This is a genomic window from Nonomuraea sediminis (assembly GCF_018531495.1).
Lineage (GTDB): Bacteria > Actinomycetota > Actinomycetes > Streptosporangiales > Streptosporangiaceae > Nonomuraea > Nonomuraea sediminis.
The window spans coordinates 1,246,383-1,263,128 of the sequence record NZ_JAHDTI010000001.1; the positions used below are offsets into that span (position 1 = coordinate 1,246,383).

The following is a 16,746-nucleotide window of genomic DNA, read 5'->3' on the forward strand; positions in this document are numbered from 1 at the left end:
TCCGTGCCTGGCCTGCCCCGGCGCGACGCAATGCCCTGTCTTGTCTAGTGCCGCGCCAGGCAACGTTCGCCCTCTAGTTGTACTGACCGGAGACGTAATTGATGGAGTTCAGCCCTGTGCATTACGATACGGGGCGTGACGTATCGAAATACTGGTGAGGGGGCGGCGCGCGGCCGTCCCCGTGATGCGGCTCTGGATCAGCGGATCACTGCTGTCGTACTGGAGGTGCTGGCGGAGTCCGGGTACGAGGGGGTGTCCTTCGAGGAGGTCGCCCGACGGTGCCAGACATCCAAGGCGAGCCTGTATCGACGTTGGGGGTCCAAGCGGGAGATGGTGATCGCTGCGATCAAGGCTGGGCCCGCACAGCGCGAGGCCGGCGAGCCGATCGACACGGGCACCCTGCGCGGGGACGTGTTGAGCCTGTGCCGGCGCCTGGACCAGACCATGCGCGCTGCGGACAGTCAGACCGCGATGCTGCTCTTGCAGGCGGGTCTGGAGGACCCGGACCTGTGCGAGGCCATCGAGAACGCCGTCGGCCCGACAGGAGCTCGGTTGCCGCGACAGGTCATCGACGCCGCGATCGCACGCGGCGAGTTGCCCGACGGCGCGGACCCTTTCGCCTTCGAGGAGGTGGTCGGTGCCGCCCTCCTGCTGCGACGGGTCAACGACCTCGCAGTCGACGAGGAGTACCTGTCCGCACTCGTTGACACCATCGTCATCCCAGCCCTGAAGGCATCGTCCGGGCGGGCCCCCCTGCCCGCCGGGATCTTCTCCGGCCACCCGGCCCCCACCGCCCATGAGACCGCCGCGCCTGACGCGAAGGAGAACGCATGACCAGCCGACTGACGATCAACGGCTTCGACTACCAGGCCATCCCCGGCACCAACGGCGTCAACCTCAACGTCGCCGTCGGTGGGAGCGGGCCGGCCGTGGTCCTCCTGCATGGGTTCCCGCAGACCCACTACATGTGGCGCCACGTCGCGGCGAAACTCGCTGACGACCACACGGTTATCGTCCCTGACCTGCGCGGATACGGCGACAGCGACAAGCCGGACGGGAGTGACCCCGCCACGTACTCCAAGCGCACGATGGCTCAGGACATCGTGACGGTCGCGTCCGCCCTCGGCGTGGACCACTTCGGGCTCGTCGGGCACGACCGCGGTGCACTGGTCGCCGTCCGCGCAGGCTTGGACCACCCCGCCGTCGTGGACTACCTGGGGATCCTCGACGTCCTGCCCACCCTCGACACGTGGGCCGTTCTGCAGGGAGTCGACGCCAAGGTCGCCTGGCACCTGTACCTGATGGCTCAGCCCATCGGGCTTCCCGAGAAGATGATCCGCGCAGTCGCTCCGGAGTTCTTCGGCTCCTTCCTGGACGCATGGGACCCCAGCGGCACGACTTTCACCCATGAGGAGCGCGCCTACTACATCGACAGCTCGGTCGCCGCGATCGACTCCATCGTGGCCGACTACCGGGCCACCGCGAGCATCGATATCGAGATGGATCGAGCCAACCGTGAGCGTGGCGCGCAGCTCGCGATGCCGGTTGGCGTCATCTCGCAGGACTGGGGCTCCCAGCTTGGCTTCGACGCCGCATCGCTGTGGCGGGCCTGGGCGCCGGACCTGACCTACCAGCCGACCGCATCCGGGCACTTCATGGCCGAAGAGAACCCCGACGAGATCGCCACCTTCATCACCACCCTTGCGACGCGCCCGAGCGCGCGGAACCACTGATCGCACCCGCATCACCGCACCGAGGGGTCCGCCACCATCGGCGGGCCCCTCGACCTATCGACTGGACGCCATGCCCCACCCAAACGCAGCCCTGACCCCACGCCACCGCTTGAAGATGGGCTCGCCTCGTCGTCGAGGACGGTTGGCCCGTCGGTGAGGTCGCCGCTCGGTTCCAGGTGTCATGGCCGACCGTGAAGCGGTGGATCGACCGCTACCTGGCCGGCGCCCATGCATGACCGCTCGTCCCGGCCGAAGTGGTCGCCGAACAAGACGTCCAAGGCTGTGTCGAAGCGGTCCGTGAGCTTGCGAATGCGGTTGCGGGAAGGGCCCGTTCAGCTCGCCGCGCGGCTCGGGATCGCGCCATCGACCGTGCACTGCATCCTCACCGCGGCGCGGCTCAACCGTGTGGGTGCCAAGAACTCGGCTACCCTATGCGACCTGCGCGTATTCGTGGATCAACCCACCGAGATGGTCACGTCGTATGACCTCGATATCGCCCTCGACCGGCTCGGGAAGGGCTCGTAGCGGGGCGGCCTGGCCCAGGGAGCGATGCGGGCGATGCTCATTGAAGTGCGTCTCGTAGATGGCCACCACGCGTCGTAAGTGGCGGGCGTTGACGATGAGGATCCGATCGAGGAGTTCTCGGCGCAAGCCGCCGATCCAGCGTTCGGCGAACGCGTTCGCCCGCGGAGCCCGAGGCGGCGTCTTGAGGATACCGATGCCCTCGGCCGTGAAGACTTCGTCGAACAACGCGGTGAACTTCGTGTGCCGATCACGGATGAGGAACCTGAACCTCCCCGCCCTGTCCCCCAGCTCAATCATCAAGTTCCTGGCCTGCTGCGCGACCCAGAGCCCAGTCGGATGCCTGGTCACGCCGAGGACGTGCACCCGGCGGGTCCTGAGCTCCATGACGACCAGGCAATACAGGCGTTGGACCAACACGGTGTCGCAATGGAAGAAGTCGCACGCCAAGATCCCCGCAGCTTGAGCACGCAGGAACTCTGCGCCTGCCGAAAACTACATCCATGCACGTCAAGCAGGCTGCGCATCACATTCGAGACCAACTGCAAGGAGCCCTCACTCGCGGGCGGAAATCGATGGCCGAAGCTGCTCGGCGGCTGCTCGTACGCGTTCGATCTGCGTAGACCACTTGGGCCTCATGGCGAAGGCATGGCCCTAGGCAGCAGTCCCGAGAGGGACAAATAGCACAGAGTGTCGATGGTCAAGCGCGCATGGTTGCTCGGTGATTGCTCGCGTGAACGCGATACGGCGCGGCACGCATCGGCACTGACCGGCATTGGCTCCCTGTCCCCCCGTCACCATGAGGGCCCGGCGCCACACCACGGTTGGGCACCGGGTCCGAGATCGGCTTGGCTGGTCCCGCTGGCTGCTTCTACGCTCCGATCATGGCGGATATCAGCCTCATCGATGCGTGGGGTCTCTGGCTGGACGGGAAGTCCACGCTCGGGTACAGCCTTTTCGGGATCCCCATGGTGTGGATCGGCCGCGCGGGCAAAATCGTCTCGTTCCTGAGCGCGCTGGCCGTGGTGCTGGAAATCGTGGGTGTTGAGCGATTACCGCTGCTCGCCGATCTCATCTCCGATCTTGATGATCGGCCCGGAGAAACGCCGATGATCGCCTACATCATGGCCTACGGGTTCATCGGAGTCCTTGCAGGCACCGGATTTGCGGTCTGGCGCATCATTGGTGTGCCGTTCGACAAGCCCGTGCCAGGCGGCGGCCTGATCCTGGGGTTCGGGTTCATCGTGGTACCGCTGATTCTTGGCTTCGGCCCTCGAGCGATGGCATGGTTGCTGGGCATGCCGTGGTTCCCCACTGCGGTCCGGGTCCTATCGTTCTTGACCCTCGCCATTGGCTTCCACTTCGACCTGCTCGCTTCCTAGTTCCCCGCATGGGAATGCACCGGGCGCTGGGCAGCGGCCGAGGCCACGCCTACGCTCCGGTCATGGCGGACCTCAGTCTCATCCAGGCCTGGCAGATGTGGTTGGACAACGTCCAGGTGAGCCAGGACACGCTGTACGGCTGGTCGATCCTGGCGCTTGGCCGCATGGGCAAGGTCGTGGCGTTCTTGTCCGGGTTGACGGTCGTCCTCGACATCATCGGCCCGGAACGTCTGCGGCGCTTCGGCGCGAGGACCGCCGACTCAGATCCAGTGATATCCAGATGGCTGTGGGTGCTAGCGGTCGGAGTGTTCGTTGTCTCCATCCCCGTGTTCAACTTGATTCCGACGCTGATCGAGTGGGGCGTCTTATCGGACAGCCGGCGACTCCACGACCTGATGGTGGCGTTGGCCGTCTTCTTCGTCATCGTCATGATCGTTGCCGGGTACAGCAAGGTGGCGATAGTGGGATTCGCCTGGGTCTTAGCAAGGCCGATGTTCGAACGCATCTTGCGCTGGCTGTCGGTAGCGGGCCTGATTATCGGCTTCCACTTCGACCTGCTCGCGTCGTAGCCACAACGGATCCGCCTACCTGCGGTCCTTCCGCATGCCGAGGGGGTGGCCGTGTCCGATGTCCGGGCCGGAAGCGGACCCTTTCCCCGGACCACAGATCGGCCCGCGCCGAACCGCGGCTGAGCTCCGAGCTCGCGACACGGGCCGCATCCGCGCGGTCCTTCCGCATGCCGAGGGCCGGCCGCTTCTACGCTTCGATCATGGGGGACATCAGCTATCTCCAAGCGTGGCAGATGTGGCTGGACGGCAAGTCCACGCTCGGCAGCACCCTGTGGGGCGTGCCGATGATCTGGTGGGGCCGCGCAGGCAAGATCCTTACGTTTCTGTCAGGTGCCGTGGTCATCATCGACCTGGTCGGGGTGGAACGGCTCTCCCGGTACGGCGATCGCCTAGTACGGCTCATGGCCGCCCACGGCTCCCTACCCTTCATCGCTGGGCTTTTCGCCGGGGTAATCGCAGGGTGGCTCACCGTCGCGGCCACTGCGTCAATGGGAACTGACTCCCAACTGCGCTCCTGGCTCGTGATAGTGGTCGGCGGCGCAGCAGGCGGGTTCACGACCATGATCGGCTTCGCACTCCAGCATCGTAGATTCGCCTCGATGGCGAGGTGGGTATCCCTGGGGCTGCTTCTGATCGGCTTCCACTTCGACCTGCTCGCTTCGTAGCCCCCCAGCAGGCCCTGCCACTATGCGGGCCCTTCGCATGCCGAGGAGGTGGCCGTGTCCGACGTCCGGCCCCCGGGACTTCTAGGGTCAGCCTAAGATCATGTGCCAGATCGCATAGCCAAAGCCGTACAGGATCGCCAGGCCGAACGCGAGCCCGATCAGCGCCGGCAGAATCGCCAAGAACATCACCGACAACGTCACCGCCAGATAGAGGATCGTATTCACGACCCGCCATACGACGCACAAGATGCCGAATACGACTCGGAAGAACGTCCCGATAACTCCCGTGAATCCATGACCCCACAGTGGCTTACCCCAGCCTGTAGCCACAGCATCGGCCCACCGCCCCAGCAACCGACCCAGCCCCTCCAGGTCCTTGTCGCTGGCGCTGGAGGCCCGAGTAGATCCTGCCGCACGAACAGGGCCGACGCCCACGCTCCCGAGCACGCGCCCCCCGCTGGAGGCGCCCACACGGACGGGGCCGAGACGAACCGAGAACCACATCGCGGACCTCCGGGGGAATGACGAATTCTTGGTGAGTACGACGAATGACGGACGCTCTTTGTTTGGCAATATTCAAAATGATTCACGGGATAAAATTCACGAAATATGAAGAATTATGCAAAGCGGCCATTTCGGTCGTGAAGCATGATCGCCAAGCTGCCCACCCCCTCCCCAGGGGCGCGAGCCGTTACCTACGCTGAACCCATGAGCCACTTGACGTAAGGAGCGCTTGACATGGGTTGGTCACCAGCGCAGAAGGAGGACGCCGCTCGCCAGGCCGCTGAGGTGATACACCTGCGCCGGCGCGGGGAGACGTTCGAGGCGATTGGCGAGCAGCTCGGCGTTACCCGGCAGCGTGCTCATCAGATCTACTCCAAGGCGCTGAAGGAGATCCCGGCGCAGGAGGTGGCCGAGTATCGGGCCGAGCAAGCCGAGCGGCTGGACGAGATGCTGAGGGCCGCGTACGCGGTGCTGGAGCGCGAGCACGTCACGGTGTCGCAGGGCAAGGTCGTGCGGATGGGCCGCCCGTTCATCAACGACGACGGGTATGCGGACGTCGATGAGAACCGCGGCGAGGTCGTCAAGGATGACGGGCCGATCCTGATGGCGATCAAGACGATTCTGCAGATCGAGGAGCGGCGGGCGAAGCTATTCGGCCTGGACACTCCAGTCAAGCAGCTGGTGGGCGGCGAGGTCGAGGTGACATACAACTTCGAGGGCGTGGACCTAGTGTGATGCGCCTGAAATTAGGCGGATAAGTATCTATCCTGAAACAATGGGAAACCGTGGGCCGTCTGCAGTAGAGATCGAATTAACAGACATCGATCGCGCCCGGCTGGTCGGCATGACAGCGGAGCCGTCTGGGCTGGGTAGCAGGGCGCGGATTGTGTTGGCTTGCGCTGAGCCTGCGGTCAGCAACGCACAGGTGGCGCGTGATCTCGGGCTGACGGTGACAACCGTACGCCGGTGGCGGGCGGCCTTTGCGCGTGGCGGGATCGATGCCCTGCTCGACAGTCCTCGGACCGGGCGACCGAAAGCCGAATTGACGGTGAGTGACTCCGAACGTGCGGCTCTACAACGATGGGCACAGCGGGCGAAGTCAGCGCAGGTCCTGGCGATGCGCGCGAAGATCGTGCTGGGTTGCGCCGATGGCAAGGCCAACCTGCAAATCGCTGCCGAACTACGGGTGCACCCCGACACGGTGTCCAAGTGGCGCTCGCGGTTCTTGCGGTTTCGGCTGGATGGGCTGATCGACGAGCAGCGGCCAGGCCGACCTCCTTCCATCACGCTGGACCAGATCGAACAGGTCGTCGTGGCGACACTGGAGGAAACGCCCAAGGGCGCCACCCACTGGACGAGGGCCTCGATGGCCAAGCGCAGCGGCCTGTCCAAGTCGACCATCGGGCGGATCTGGCGCGACTTCGAACTCAAACCGCACCGAACCGACACCTTCAAACTGTCCACCGATCCGCTGCTGGTGGAGAAGGTCGTCGATGTTGTCGGGCTCTACCACAACCCGCCCGAGCGCGCGGTGGTGCTGTGTGTGGATGAGAAGTCCCAGATCCAGGCCCTCGACCGCTCCCAGCCGGTACTGCCGATGATGCCCGGCATGCCCGAACGGCGCACCCACGACTACCTCCGCAACGGCATCACCAGCCTGTTCGCCGAGTTCAAAAAGTTCCTGGCCACCATCGACAAGAGCGTGCCGACCGAGCTGGACATCCACCTGATCTGCGACAACTACGGCACCCACAAAACTCCGGCGATCAAGGCCTGGCTGGCTCGCCATCCCCGCTTCCACATGCACTTCACCCCGACCGGCTCTTCCTGGATCAACCAGGTCGAGCGCTGGTTCGGCTATCTGACTGACCAGCTGATCCGCCGCGGGGTCCACAAAAGCGTTCAGGCGCTGGAGAAGGACATCCGCGCCTGGCTGGCTCAGTGGAACGCCGATCCCAAGCCGTTCGTGTGGACCAAGACCGCCGAAGAGATCCTCGAATCCCTCGCTAAATATTGCCGACGAATTTCAGGCGCATCACACTAGGCGACCTTCGGTGAGGTGCGTGGTGGGAAGCTAGTTAGCTCTGCGTTTGCTACATCCACGAATCGCTCATGAGCCTTCGTGTGGGCTGTCAGCGCTGCCATGAAGGCTTGATTCCATTCGTTAGGGTCAGGAGTGGGATCGAGGCTGGCGTAGGCAAGGACCGCTTGGGTCAGATCCGTACTCGCCTGACGGACTGCAGTCGATCCCGCAAGGATCTGCACAATGGCCTTCTGGCGAGCCATGCGCATTGGGGCTTCCGGCCCAAACTGTCCCGTGAGCTGGTCACTGTAGGGCTGGTTGGCCAAGCCTTGGGCCATCCGCTGACGGTCCAGCGCTTCCTGCGTCAGCCTGCTTCCGGCGTCACTCGCGGCGGCCAGGAAGGCGGCGTAGATCTCTCTCCGTGCCTCGGGATCTGAGCGCTGCGCTTCACCGACATCGACGGCCACCGCTTCACCAGCTTTGTCACCGGCACCCGCCCGGGTGGCGGCCGAGGCCAGCTGGCCGACCTGGAACTGCGCCACCGCCGCCGCGCCCGCTGCGAAGACCGCATCCGCGCCGCCAAAGACACCGGCCTGCGCAACCTGCCCCTGCACTCCTTCGCCGCCAACCAGATCTGGCTCGAACTCATCGCCCTGGCCTGCGAACTGATCGCCTGGGCCCAGATGCTCGCCTTCGACCCCACGCAGCCGGCCCGCCGGTGGGAACCCAAACGTCTGCGGCTACGGATCTTCTCCGCCGCCGCGCGCCTGGTCACGGGCGGACGACGGCTCCGGCTTCGGCTGGCGCACCGCTGGCGATGGGGTGAATTGATCGCCACCGCGATCACCCGGCCACAGACCCTGCCCGCGCCCTGATCTCAGCTTCCCCATCCCGACGACCAGAGAATGGAGACATTCGGGCCCGTGGAACCCCGCCCACCCGACGCGACAGTCGGGTGGGCGGCTGACCAATCACCGAGAACGATAGGTAGCCGAGCCGCTACGAACCCCGATCACCGTCACGAAAGATCGAGGCTAACCGGGCGTTTCGAGGTGCCCGACAATAACCCCACCGACGTCATCGCGTCGGAATGGCAGTGGCTGCTCAAGGACGCCCGCGACGCAGACTGGCCCCAGTACCAGGCGCTCATCGAGGCCGCCTACGACCAACCGAAGCTACGCAGCCTTTACCCCTTCACCAGCCACTGGGCACTGAGCTTCTCTGCCACACCCGACTACCCGTTCTCTCCGAGCTTCGTCTCGGTCGACTCCCCCCGAGGAGACGGTGGCTACACCATCAGGGAATGGGGGAACGGCCCGGCTCTGACCCAGGTCCCCACCCCCACCGAAGCGATCTCCATCGCCGTAGACCGCATCCCTGCCGAGTTCTTGCAGATGTCTTCTGACATCGCTGCAGAGGACTCCTGAAATCGACAGCCGTTGTCAGTTTCCGAAGTCGCGTGCACGCGCGACCTGGGGAAATAGTGTCGCACGCAGGGGAGTACGGACATTTGCGCAGTCCGTAATCGTGTGCACGACCCAACGGCTTCGTACGTACTCCTATGCACGAACAGTGACGCTTGTCGACGATCTTGGGTCCCCGCAGTCCTGCTGGCGGGACGTGAACGAACTGACCGGCGCCCAATGGGCCGTTCCACTTCCATGGAAGTGGAACGGTTGAGGCGCGATCTCGCCGGGCCCGGTGAATTCGGACACCGGCGGACACGATTCGTTCCGGAAGTCGTTCCGCAAGAGACGTTCCAGAAGCCCCGTACGGAGACGAATTCCGCTATGGTCCGAGGATGGGATCCGGCAGCGATCACCCCCACGGCGGACTCGAACTCGGATACGCCCACGTGTCGACCACCAAGCAGTCCCTGGAACGGCAATTCGACGCCCTGGCCGCCGCCGGGATTCCAGACGATCGGATCTACGTCGACAAGAAGACCGGCACCACCATCGACCGCGACGGCCTCAACCGGCTGCTCGCCTACGCCCGACCCGGCGACACCGTCGTCGTGCACACTCTGGATCGGCCGCATCCTGCGCGAGGTCCTCAACCTCGTCCTCGACCTGTCGGAGAAGAAGATCGGGGTACGATCGCTGGCCGACCCGTTGCCGATCAACACCGCCGACGAGGGCATGGCCCGTATCGCGTTCCTCCTGCTGGCACTGTTCGCTGAGATGGAACGCACCTTCACCGCTGAGCGCGCCGCCCATGCCCGCGCCGTCGCCGAGGCCAACTATGGGCAGATCGGACGGCCCCTCGCCCACCCCGAAGACAAGATCGAGTATGCGCGGCTGCTGAAGGCCCAGGGCGACTCCCTCGGCGTCATCGCCTCCAGGACCGGCATCCCCAAGACGTCGCTGCACAGCTACCTCACAGCCGCCAAGGCGGCCGGATGAGCCAGGAGGCGGAGCGACCATCGCGAGCGCGTCGGATCCTGTGCGGCATGACGGACAGCCCCGTTACAAGGCTCGGATGAAGCTCGGGCAAGAGCTCGCGGGCCGGTATCGGCTGGCCGAACGGCTGGGCCGCGGGGCGATGGGCGAGGTGTGGCGAGCGACTGACCTGCGTCTGGAACGCGAGGTCGCGGTGAAGGTGATGCTGGCGAACTGGACCGGCGAAGCCGTGGACACTGCGCTGACGCGGTTCCGGCGTGAGGGCAAGGCCGCTGCCCGCCTCAACCACCCCAAGATCGCCACTGTCCACGACACCGGTGTACACGATGGTCAGCTCTTCCTGGTGCTGGAGTTGCTCAAGGGCCCGGACCTGGCCGCGCTGCTGCGCGGCCATCCCGGCGGGCTGCCGATCGCGATGGTGCTGGAGTACGGCGCGCAGGCCGCCGAGGGCCTGGCGGCCGCCCACACGGCCAGGGTGATCCACCGCGACATCAAACCGTCTAACCTCATGCTCGCCGGCAACGGGACACTGAAGATCTGCGATTTCGGGATCGCCCGGCTGGGAGGCGCGACCGCTGGCCTGTCAGCGACCGGCGCCGGGATCGGCACCCTCGCCTACATGCCACCTGAACAACTGCTCGGCGAGCCCGTCACCGGTGCCGCCGACGTCTACGCCCTGGGCGCCACCCTGTTCCACCTGCTCACCGGCCATCTGCTGTTCCCCGCCGACGACCTGCGCGCCATCACGGGCCAGATCCTGCACAAGAACCCGCCACCACCCAGCAGCCTGCGGCCCGCCATCCCCCAAGCCCTCGACACCTACCTGCTCACCCTCCTGGCCAAAGACCCCTCCGCCAGGCCCGCCGCCGACACCGTCGCCGCCAGACTCCGCGCCCTCACCACCGACGAGCCGAGAGCCGACGTGCTCCTCGCCGACGCCGAAAATCTGGCCCGTGCTGTTCCCGACATGATTGCCGGTACCCCCCACGTGCAGGCCGGGATTTTGGCGGAGATCGCCAGAGTGGTGGGCGTGCGGGATCCCGTCAGGGCCAGAGAATTGATCGCTGAGGCCGAACAACTGGCGCACAGCACCCGCTTCGGGGAGCGCAAGTTCGAGATCGGCGAGCTGCAACGGATCCAGATCAAGGCCCTGGCCAAGGTCGCCCGGGCGGCGCTCGAGTGGAACCCCGCCAGGGCCGGGCAGGTGATCGTCGACGCCGAACGCCTGGCCCGCGCCATCCCCTCCATACGTGAACAAGGCGCAGCGATGAGGGGCCTCGCCAGACTGATTGAGGAGCGGGAGCCCTACGAGGCATTTCTGCTGACTTCCGGCTACGAAACCACGGTCCGGCTTATCCGCGACTTCCACACGGACGCCGACGAGCGGCGCGAGCTCGCCGGGCTGCTGGCAGTGCACAACCCCTCCTTCGCCGTTTCGGAAGCCCGCACCATCAGAGACCCCTACCTGCAGGCCGAAGCGCTGGTGGAAATCGCCAAGGTGGTGAATAGGCGCGACCCTGCCCAAGCGAAGGCGCTGCTGTCAGACGCCCTCACTCTGGCCCGCACCATCAGCGACCCCTACCAGCAGATCGAGACGCTATGCAGGATCGCCACCGCGGCTGCGGAACGCGACCCGGCCCAAGCGAAGGCGCTCCTGTCGGACGCCCTCCGTCTGGCCCCCATCCCCTATAGGTCCGCCGATCCAAGCCGGGAGCTATGCACGATCGCCAAAGCGCTGGCCGCACTGGATCCTGCCGCCGCCGAACGCCTGGCCCGTACCATCAGCAACCCCTACCTCCAGGCCGAAGCGCTGGTGGAGATCGCCAAGGTCCTCATAGAGCAGCGCACTCGTTAACACCCACGGCATTGCACGGGAGTTCGGGAATCCGCGCACACGACTTCGGAAATCGACAGCCGTGATCGTGTACCGCTCGAATATTGGGTTACGTGGCCTGAGCTGCGGTTAAGCGACGTGACGGTACTCGCTGATCATGCCTGTGACGACGGGTTTTCGGCGGATGAACCGCATGTCGTTGAGTTCAGTCACATCCCGGGCGGGCTGCGTTGCGGCGTCCGGAGGGCATTGTTGCCGGGACTGGTGCGGCCGGTGTCTGTTGTAGTGGATCAGGTATTCGTTGAGCACGAGGGCCAGGTGGCGCTCGCTGAGGATCAGGATCCGGTCCAGGAGTTCGCGGCGGAGGGTGCCGATGACCCGCTCTGCGCCTGCCGAAAACTACATCTATGCACGTCAAGCAGGCTTTGCCTCGCATCCGCGATCGACTGCGATTCATCCTGCTTCGCGGACGCGAATCGCCGGGCGATGGCCACTCGTACGCGTCGAGCCGGTGCCCCTCGAGGTGCAGCAGCGCGCCCGTGACACCTATCGGCACCCGTCCACCCACACCCGCACGCGGCACCGCCCTCGGCATGCCCGCTGCGCTAGTCATCCGCGTTTCCTTCTGAGAAGGCATCCGAAAAGCGAAGTTCATGATTGATTGCCGGTTACGCGTCTCGCCAGGTTGGGGTGATCCGCCGGGTGAGGTAGTCGATCGATGCGATGCGGATCATGGCTGCGGCGTGGTCGGCACTGCAACCGCCAGGGTGTCGGCTCAATCCCCTCAGCCTGACGGCGCGCCGGTGCCATCATGGTCGCCATGTCTTCACAGACCTTGCAGCGGCTCGCAGAGCGGGACGGCATCCGCATCTACAGCGCCCAGTCAATGCCCGGAGGGTGGAACGTCCACCTGACCTACCCCACTTCGAAGTTCGAAGAACTCGGGGCAGCCCCGAACGATCCGATTTGCATTCCCGCGTGGCCCTGCCTGGCACGCCACTCGCCCAGTGTAGGAGACGTGCTGGCGGAATGGTTCGCCACGATCGCCGGTCAGGGCCCGGAAAGGCCACCGCGCGAGGTGGTGGCCGCGCTGAACAAGGACATCCAACTCCTGCTGGGCGACAAGTACAACGAGTACAAACGCGCATCCCGGCACGCGTAGGCCGGTCACGAAGCGCAGCGGGACCAGGCACCGGTATCCCCCCGGGCGGCAGCACAACATGGGTAAAGGGCGGTTCACCACCGGGTGTGCGGACGTAGGCCACATGCACGATGTTGATGCCGTTGTCGATGCCACCCGCGCAGCCCATGTGCTGACGTTTGAACCCGGCGGTGGCGGTGCCCTTCTTCTCTTGGCCGGACTCATCCAGCACTCCCACGGTCAGGCTGCCGGGCCGGGCGGCGGTGTCCAAACGGGCGATGGCGAAGCGGCGGATGGCGCTCATCGCGCCCGGTGTGTCCCAACTCGCGCGATTCAACAGCCGCCCCGCACACCATCTCCCTGGACGTGAACCTCTGCTGAGGCCGGAGTTCGCGCACGCCATCCGACGCTCACAGCCCGTGAGCTGGGCGGGCGAAATTTTCGGTAGGCGCAATGTCCAACGGTGAGATCACGGCCCACCTGCACATCAGCACCGGCACCGGCACCGGCACCGCCAAGGCTCACGTGGCGAGCCTGCTCTCCAAGCTCGGCGCCCGCGACCGCATCCAGCTCGTCATCATCGCCTACGAGGCCCGCCTGGTGGCCCCATCCCGGTGACAGAACACGCCTGGACCAGGACACCGCGTTCGAAGTCACACACAAGCGCAATCCCCCCAACCTGGAATTCCCAGTTGGACGGCCAGAGGACACCACGGCGCAGTCGCATGCCCACGCTCTCCCCGTTTGAGAGGGTGTGCGAGCCAAGCTCAACGACAGGAACAGAAATGCCGTTGAGTCGCGAAATCCCAGATCAGTGCACGAATCACCGGTATCCGCCGGAAGTCGACTGGCGCCGGGTCCGGCCCGCCGATGGTCTCGCCGCGTGGCCGGCCCGCTCCGGACACTGCGAAAAGTTCATGAGCCACCCCGTTGACAGGTTGCGCATTTCGGATTGATGATCCCCGGGACCGAGCATAATATTGCACTTCCGGCAGAGAGTACCTAAGCGTGCGCACACGATCCTTAGTCCTCGGCGTGCTTCCAGCCGCCACCGCACTCCCTCTGATGCTGTTACCGCCCGCGCAAGCCGCCACGGACGACTCCCCCAAGGTGAGCCAGAGCCAGGGTGCGGTGACCATCTCCGTACCGGCCACGCAGTCCTCCCCCGGCTACACCATCGACCTCGCCACCGACGTGCTGACCCTGACCACCAGACGCGCGGGAAAGACTGTGCTGGACAGCCCCGGAGGTGACGCCGGTGGCCTGCGGTTCAGGTCCGGCGGACAGTGGCAGCACGCCACCAGGGTCACCGGCTGGACGTGGCGGGACGGCGCTCTCATCGTCACCTCCGACAGCACTCTCCAGGGTGCCACCGTCCAGGCGCGGCTGACGCCCAAGGCCGACCGCTACCAGCTGAGCTGGGTGGTACAGGGCGGTAGCTCGGACCGGCTCGGGCTCGCCTACGATCTGAAATCCGCAGGTCACTGGTACGGCCACGGCGAGACAGAGACTCCGCAAGGCGGCCCCTACACCGACCAGCCTTGGCCGCTCAGCAGCGGGACGGTCAAGCACGCGGCCTTCGGCCCCGCGTCCTACGAGATGCTCGACCCGTTCTGGTACACCTCCAGCGGGGCGGGTTTATGGGTCGACACCGGTGCCACCATGGACGTGTCGCTCAACGCGGGAGAAGGCCAGTTCGTCGTCGAATCTCCCAACCGCTACCAGGCCACGGTGTTCGTCGAGGCCAACCCTCGAGAGGTCTACCGCGACTACATCGGCATCGTCGGCAAGCCCCGCCAGAGCGATGCCACCTACGAGCAGTACGCCAAGCCGCTGTGGAACTCGTGGGCGCAGTTCTACACCAAGGTCAACCAGGAGAAACTGCTCGACTACGCCACCGACCTCCACGACAGCGGCCTGGGCGGCCACGCCATCCAGCTCGACGACAAGTGGGAGTCCAAGTACGGGAACCTGACCTTCGACGCCACGGCCTACCCCGACCCCAAGGGGATGTCCGACAAGATCCACGCCATGGGGTTCGACTTCGGCGTCTGGGTCACTCTGTGGATCAACCTCGACTCCGACAACTACCAGTACGCGGTCGACCACGACTACCTGCTCAAGGACGCGGGCGACAGCACCAAGCCGTGCACGGTGACCTGGTGGAACGGCACCGCGGGCATCGTCGACCTGGGCAACCCCGAGGCCAAGGCCTGGTATCAGGGCAAGCTCAAGGCGCTCATGGACGCCTACGACATCGACGGGCTGAAGTTCGACACCCGCTTCTTCGACGAGAAGTGCTCGCCACGTGGTGATCTCCAGGCCACGGACTACCAGAAGCTGGGCGCCCAGCTCGCCGACGAGTACGACCTGCAGGGCGCCGGGATCCGGGTGCACTGGGACCAGACGGCGCACAGTTCTGGTTTTGTGACCCGTCAGGTGGACAAGGGCACCGGCTGGAGTTCCCTGCGAGCCTCGGTATCCCAGAACCTGGCGATCTCCACCATCGGCTACCCGTTCGTCGAGTCCGACATGATCGGTGGCTCGGGCAGCCAGCCCCCGCCCACCAAGGAGGTACTGGTGCGCTGGGCGCAATCCGCCTCACTGATGCCGCTGATGTACGCCTCGACCTCGCCCGTGGACACCAACGACGTCACGACCGGCAAACAGGTCCGCTACGACAAGGAGACCGTGGACCTCTACCGGCAGGCCATCAGGACGCACGAGCGGCTCGCGCCCTACATCTGGGACCAGGTGCAGGAGACCCTCAAGAGCGGCGATCCCGTCATGCGCCCGCTGTTCTTCGACTTCCCGCAGGACGAGGGCGGATACACCGTCCCTGACGAGTGGATGCTCGGCCCCGCCGTACTGGCCGCACCTCAGCTGTCCACCGGCGGCACCCGCGACGTCTACCTGCCCTCCGGCCACTGGTACGACGTCAACCAGGGCACGACGATCAAGGGTCCCGCCACGCTCAAGGGCTACGCGGCGTCGCTCGGCGTGACCCCGGCCTTCGTCAACCTCCGGGCCGCCGGCGCCGACAAGGCGATCGCCGCGCTGAAGCGCGATGACGTGCCGGCCGTGTCCGTCCAGGTCGGCGCGGCGGATGTGGTGGCCAGCCCCGGTCAGCCGTGCGAGGTCAGCACCACGGTGACCAACTGGAGCGACACCACGCTCACGAACGTCACGGCAGGTCTGGAGGTGCCGGCCGGATGGAAGGCCGAGGTGACCGACGCGGCCACCGCAGGGTCGCTCAAGCCCCGCCAGACGCTGACCACCACCTGGAAGGTGACTCCCGCCGCGGACGCCCGCTGGGGCGGCTACCCCGTCACCGGTACGGCACAGCAGGTCTCCGAGATCGTTCAGGTACAGGTCAAACCGGCCCCCGGCAGCGTGCAGGCCCCCTACAAGACCACCGCCACGACCGCAGGCGCCAAGTTCGCGCAGAGCGGCGATCAGTTCGCCATCTGGGCGGACGGACAGGACCTGTCCGGGTGGAAGGACGAGAAGGGTGTCATCTACCTCGACGACGCGGTGAGCGAGAGGTCCACCGTGCAGGCCACGGTGGTCTCCCAGACCAGCGTCTCGCCCGCGGGCAAGGCCGGCATCGCTGTCGCAAACGATATGACAGCGCAGGACAAAGGTGGCTACGCGGTGCTCGTCATGACCCAGAACTACGGCCTGGAGTTCATGACCGACAGCAACGGCGACGGCAAGCTCGACACCTGGGCGGGCGGCGGCCCCAGCTTCCACCCGGCCCAGCTGAGGCTCACCCGTGACGGCACCACCTATACCGCGCAAGTCAGCAAGGACGGCGAGACCTGGACCCAGGTCGGCACCGCCGTAGTGCCCTCGGCCACCGGCCAGGGGGACGCGGGGCTGATTGGCAGCGCTGTCAACGCCAACTACCCCGGCACCACGATCGAGGCCTTCTTCACCGGATTCTCCGCCGAAAGCCAGGAGCGCTGAAC

15 protein-coding genes and 4 pseudogenes are annotated in these 16,746 nt (G+C 65.7%); 15 read left to right on the forward strand and 4 right to left on the reverse strand.

The genetic code is table 11. From position 1 onward, the window contains the following. Positions 1–225: 225 nt before the first annotated feature. From KIK09_RS05810 to KIK09_RS05820, 3 genes and pseudogenes are all read left to right on the forward strand, one after another. On the forward strand, positions 226–834 hold the full coding sequence (locus tag KIK09_RS05810) for a TetR/AcrR family transcriptional regulator (RefSeq protein WP_214317560.1): 609 nt from the start codon (positions 226–228) through the stop codon (positions 832–834). After that, entirely contained in the window at positions 831–1,733 is a 903-nt protein-coding gene (locus tag KIK09_RS05815; RefSeq protein ID WP_214317561.1) for an alpha/beta fold hydrolase, read from the forward strand. Before KIK09_RS05810 ends, KIK09_RS05815 begins: the two co-directional genes overlap by 4 nt. Before the next feature lie 70 nt (positions 1,734–1,803). Continuing rightward, positions 1,804–2,162, forward strand: a pseudogene (locus KIK09_RS05820) (helix-turn-helix domain-containing protein); the annotation flags it as partial. On the opposite strand, the gene KIK09_RS05825 reads toward KIK09_RS05820, so the two are convergent. After that, positions 2,163–2,642 carry an integrase core domain-containing protein gene (locus KIK09_RS05825; protein WP_214317562.1) on the reverse strand — a complete coding sequence of 160 codons (480 nt, stop codon included), beginning with the start codon at positions 2,640–2,642 and terminating at the stop codon, positions 2,163–2,165. A 497-nt stretch (positions 2,643–3,139) separates the two neighbouring features. On the opposite strand from KIK09_RS05825, the gene KIK09_RS05830 reads away from it, so the two are divergent. The 3 genes from KIK09_RS05830 (at position 3,140) to KIK09_RS05840 (ending at position 4,871) form a co-directional block, all read left to right on the forward strand. After that, on the forward strand, positions 3,140–3,637 hold the full coding sequence (locus KIK09_RS05830; protein ID WP_214317563.1) for a hypothetical protein: 498 nt from the start codon (positions 3,140–3,142) through the stop codon (positions 3,635–3,637). 62 nt (positions 3,638–3,699) lie between these two features. Then, positions 3,700–4,206, forward strand: a complete 507-nt coding sequence (locus KIK09_RS05835; protein ID WP_214317564.1) for a hypothetical protein — start codon at positions 3,700–3,702, stop codon at positions 4,204–4,206. Between the two features lie 200 nt (positions 4,207–4,406). Then, positions 4,407–4,871 (forward strand): hypothetical protein, encoded by a 465-nt coding sequence (locus KIK09_RS05840; RefSeq protein ID WP_214317565.1) that lies wholly within the window; start codon positions 4,407–4,409, stop codon positions 4,869–4,871. Between the two features lie 87 nt (positions 4,872–4,958). Here the strand turns inward: KIK09_RS05840 and KIK09_RS05845 are convergent, their stop codons facing one another. Beyond that, the gene (locus tag KIK09_RS05845) at positions 4,959–5,096 is read right to left on the reverse strand and encodes a hypothetical protein (RefSeq protein WP_214317566.1); all 138 of its coding nucleotides are present in this window, start codon (positions 5,094–5,096) and stop codon (positions 4,959–4,961) included. A gap of 513 nt (positions 5,097–5,609) precedes the next feature. Between KIK09_RS05845 and KIK09_RS05850 the strand changes: the two genes are divergently transcribed. From KIK09_RS05850 to KIK09_RS05880, 6 genes and pseudogenes are all read left to right on the forward strand, one after another. Continuing rightward, complete coding sequence (locus KIK09_RS05850; protein WP_214317567.1) at positions 5,610–6,110, forward strand: sigma factor-like helix-turn-helix DNA-binding protein; 501 nt, start codon at positions 5,610–5,612, stop codon at positions 6,108–6,110. Between the two features lie 40 nt (positions 6,111–6,150). Next, positions 6,151–7,419, forward strand: coding sequence for an IS630 family transposase (locus KIK09_RS05855; RefSeq protein ID WP_250572523.1), 1,269 nt, complete (start codon positions 6,151–6,153; stop codon positions 7,417–7,419). Between the two features lie 419 nt (positions 7,420–7,838). Then, a pseudogene (locus KIK09_RS05860) lies at positions 7,839–8,273 on the forward strand (transposase); the annotation flags it as partial. 177 nt (positions 8,274–8,450) lie between these two features. Further along, a complete protein-coding gene (locus tag KIK09_RS05865) occupies positions 8,451–8,825 on the forward strand; it encodes a DUF6193 family natural product biosynthesis protein (protein ID WP_214317568.1) in 375 nt (124 codons plus the stop codon). 374 nt (positions 8,826–9,199) lie between these two features. Further along, positions 9,200–9,803: pseudogene (locus KIK09_RS57425) on the forward strand (recombinase family protein). Between the two features lie 76 nt (positions 9,804–9,879). Continuing rightward, positions 9,880–11,655, forward strand: coding sequence for a serine/threonine-protein kinase (locus tag KIK09_RS05880; RefSeq protein WP_214317571.1), 1,776 nt, complete (start codon positions 9,880–9,882; stop codon positions 11,653–11,655). Positions 11,656–11,763: 108 nt separating this feature from the next. On the opposite strand, the gene KIK09_RS60510 is transcribed toward KIK09_RS05880, so the two are convergent. Beyond that, positions 11,764–12,009 (reverse strand): integrase core domain-containing protein, encoded by a 246-nt coding sequence (locus KIK09_RS60510; RefSeq protein ID WP_214318053.1) that lies wholly within the window; start codon positions 12,007–12,009, stop codon positions 11,764–11,766. Between the two features lie 445 nt (positions 12,010–12,454). Between KIK09_RS60510 and KIK09_RS57430 the strand changes: the two genes are divergently transcribed. Then, positions 12,455–12,796 (forward strand): hypothetical protein, encoded by a 342-nt coding sequence (locus KIK09_RS57430; protein ID WP_250572526.1) that lies wholly within the window; start codon positions 12,455–12,457, stop codon positions 12,794–12,796. A 76-nt stretch (positions 12,797–12,872) separates the two neighbouring features. Here KIK09_RS57430 and KIK09_RS60515 read toward each other — a convergent pair. Continuing rightward, positions 12,873–13,118, reverse strand: a pseudogene (locus KIK09_RS60515) (transposase); the annotation flags it as partial. 110 nt (positions 13,119–13,228) lie between these two features. On the opposite strand from KIK09_RS60515, the gene KIK09_RS05895 reads away from it, so the two are divergent. Further along, positions 13,229–13,393 carry a response regulator transcription factor gene (locus tag KIK09_RS05895; protein WP_214317573.1) on the forward strand — a complete coding sequence of 55 codons (165 nt, stop codon included), beginning with the start codon at positions 13,229–13,231 and terminating at the stop codon, positions 13,391–13,393. A gap of 447 nt (positions 13,394–13,840) precedes the next feature. Beyond that, positions 13,841–16,744 carry a TIM-barrel domain-containing protein gene (locus tag KIK09_RS05900; protein WP_214317574.1) on the forward strand — a complete coding sequence of 968 codons (2,904 nt, stop codon included), beginning with the start codon at positions 13,841–13,843 and terminating at the stop codon, positions 16,742–16,744. Positions 16,745–16,746 lie beyond the last annotated feature (2 nt).

Bases quoted from the DNA above. Each gene is read 5' to 3' on its own strand.
- KIK09_RS05815 (WP_214317561.1), top strand. From the start codon at position 831: ATGACCAGCCGACTGACGATCAACGGCTTCGACTACCAGGCCATCCCC.
- KIK09_RS05825 (WP_214317562.1), bottom strand. From the start codon at position 2,642: ATGGAGCTCAGGACCCGCCGGGTGCACGTCCTCGGCGTGACCAGGCAT.
- KIK09_RS05830 (WP_214317563.1), top strand. From the start codon at position 3,140: ATGGCGGATATCAGCCTCATCGATGCGTGGGGTCTCTGGCTGGACGGG.
- KIK09_RS05835 (WP_214317564.1), top strand. From the start codon at position 3,700: ATGGCGGACCTCAGTCTCATCCAGGCCTGGCAGATGTGGTTGGACAAC.
- KIK09_RS05840 (WP_214317565.1), top strand. From the start codon at position 4,407: ATGGGGGACATCAGCTATCTCCAAGCGTGGCAGATGTGGCTGGACGGC.
- KIK09_RS05850 (WP_214317567.1), top strand. From the start codon at position 5,610: ATGGGTTGGTCACCAGCGCAGAAGGAGGACGCCGCTCGCCAGGCCGCT.
- KIK09_RS05855 (WP_250572523.1), top strand. From the start codon at position 6,151: ATGGGAAACCGTGGGCCGTCTGCAGTAGAGATCGAATTAACAGACATC.
- KIK09_RS05880 (WP_214317571.1), top strand. From the start codon at position 9,880: ATGAAGCTCGGGCAAGAGCTCGCGGGCCGGTATCGGCTGGCCGAACGG.
- KIK09_RS57430 (WP_250572526.1), top strand. From the start codon at position 12,455: ATGTCTTCACAGACCTTGCAGCGGCTCGCAGAGCGGGACGGCATCCGC.
- KIK09_RS05895 (WP_214317573.1), top strand. From the start codon at position 13,229: ATGTCCAACGGTGAGATCACGGCCCACCTGCACATCAGCACCGGCACC.
- KIK09_RS05900 (WP_214317574.1), top strand. From the start codon at position 13,841: ATGCTGTTACCGCCCGCGCAAGCCGCCACGGACGACTCCCCCAAGGTG.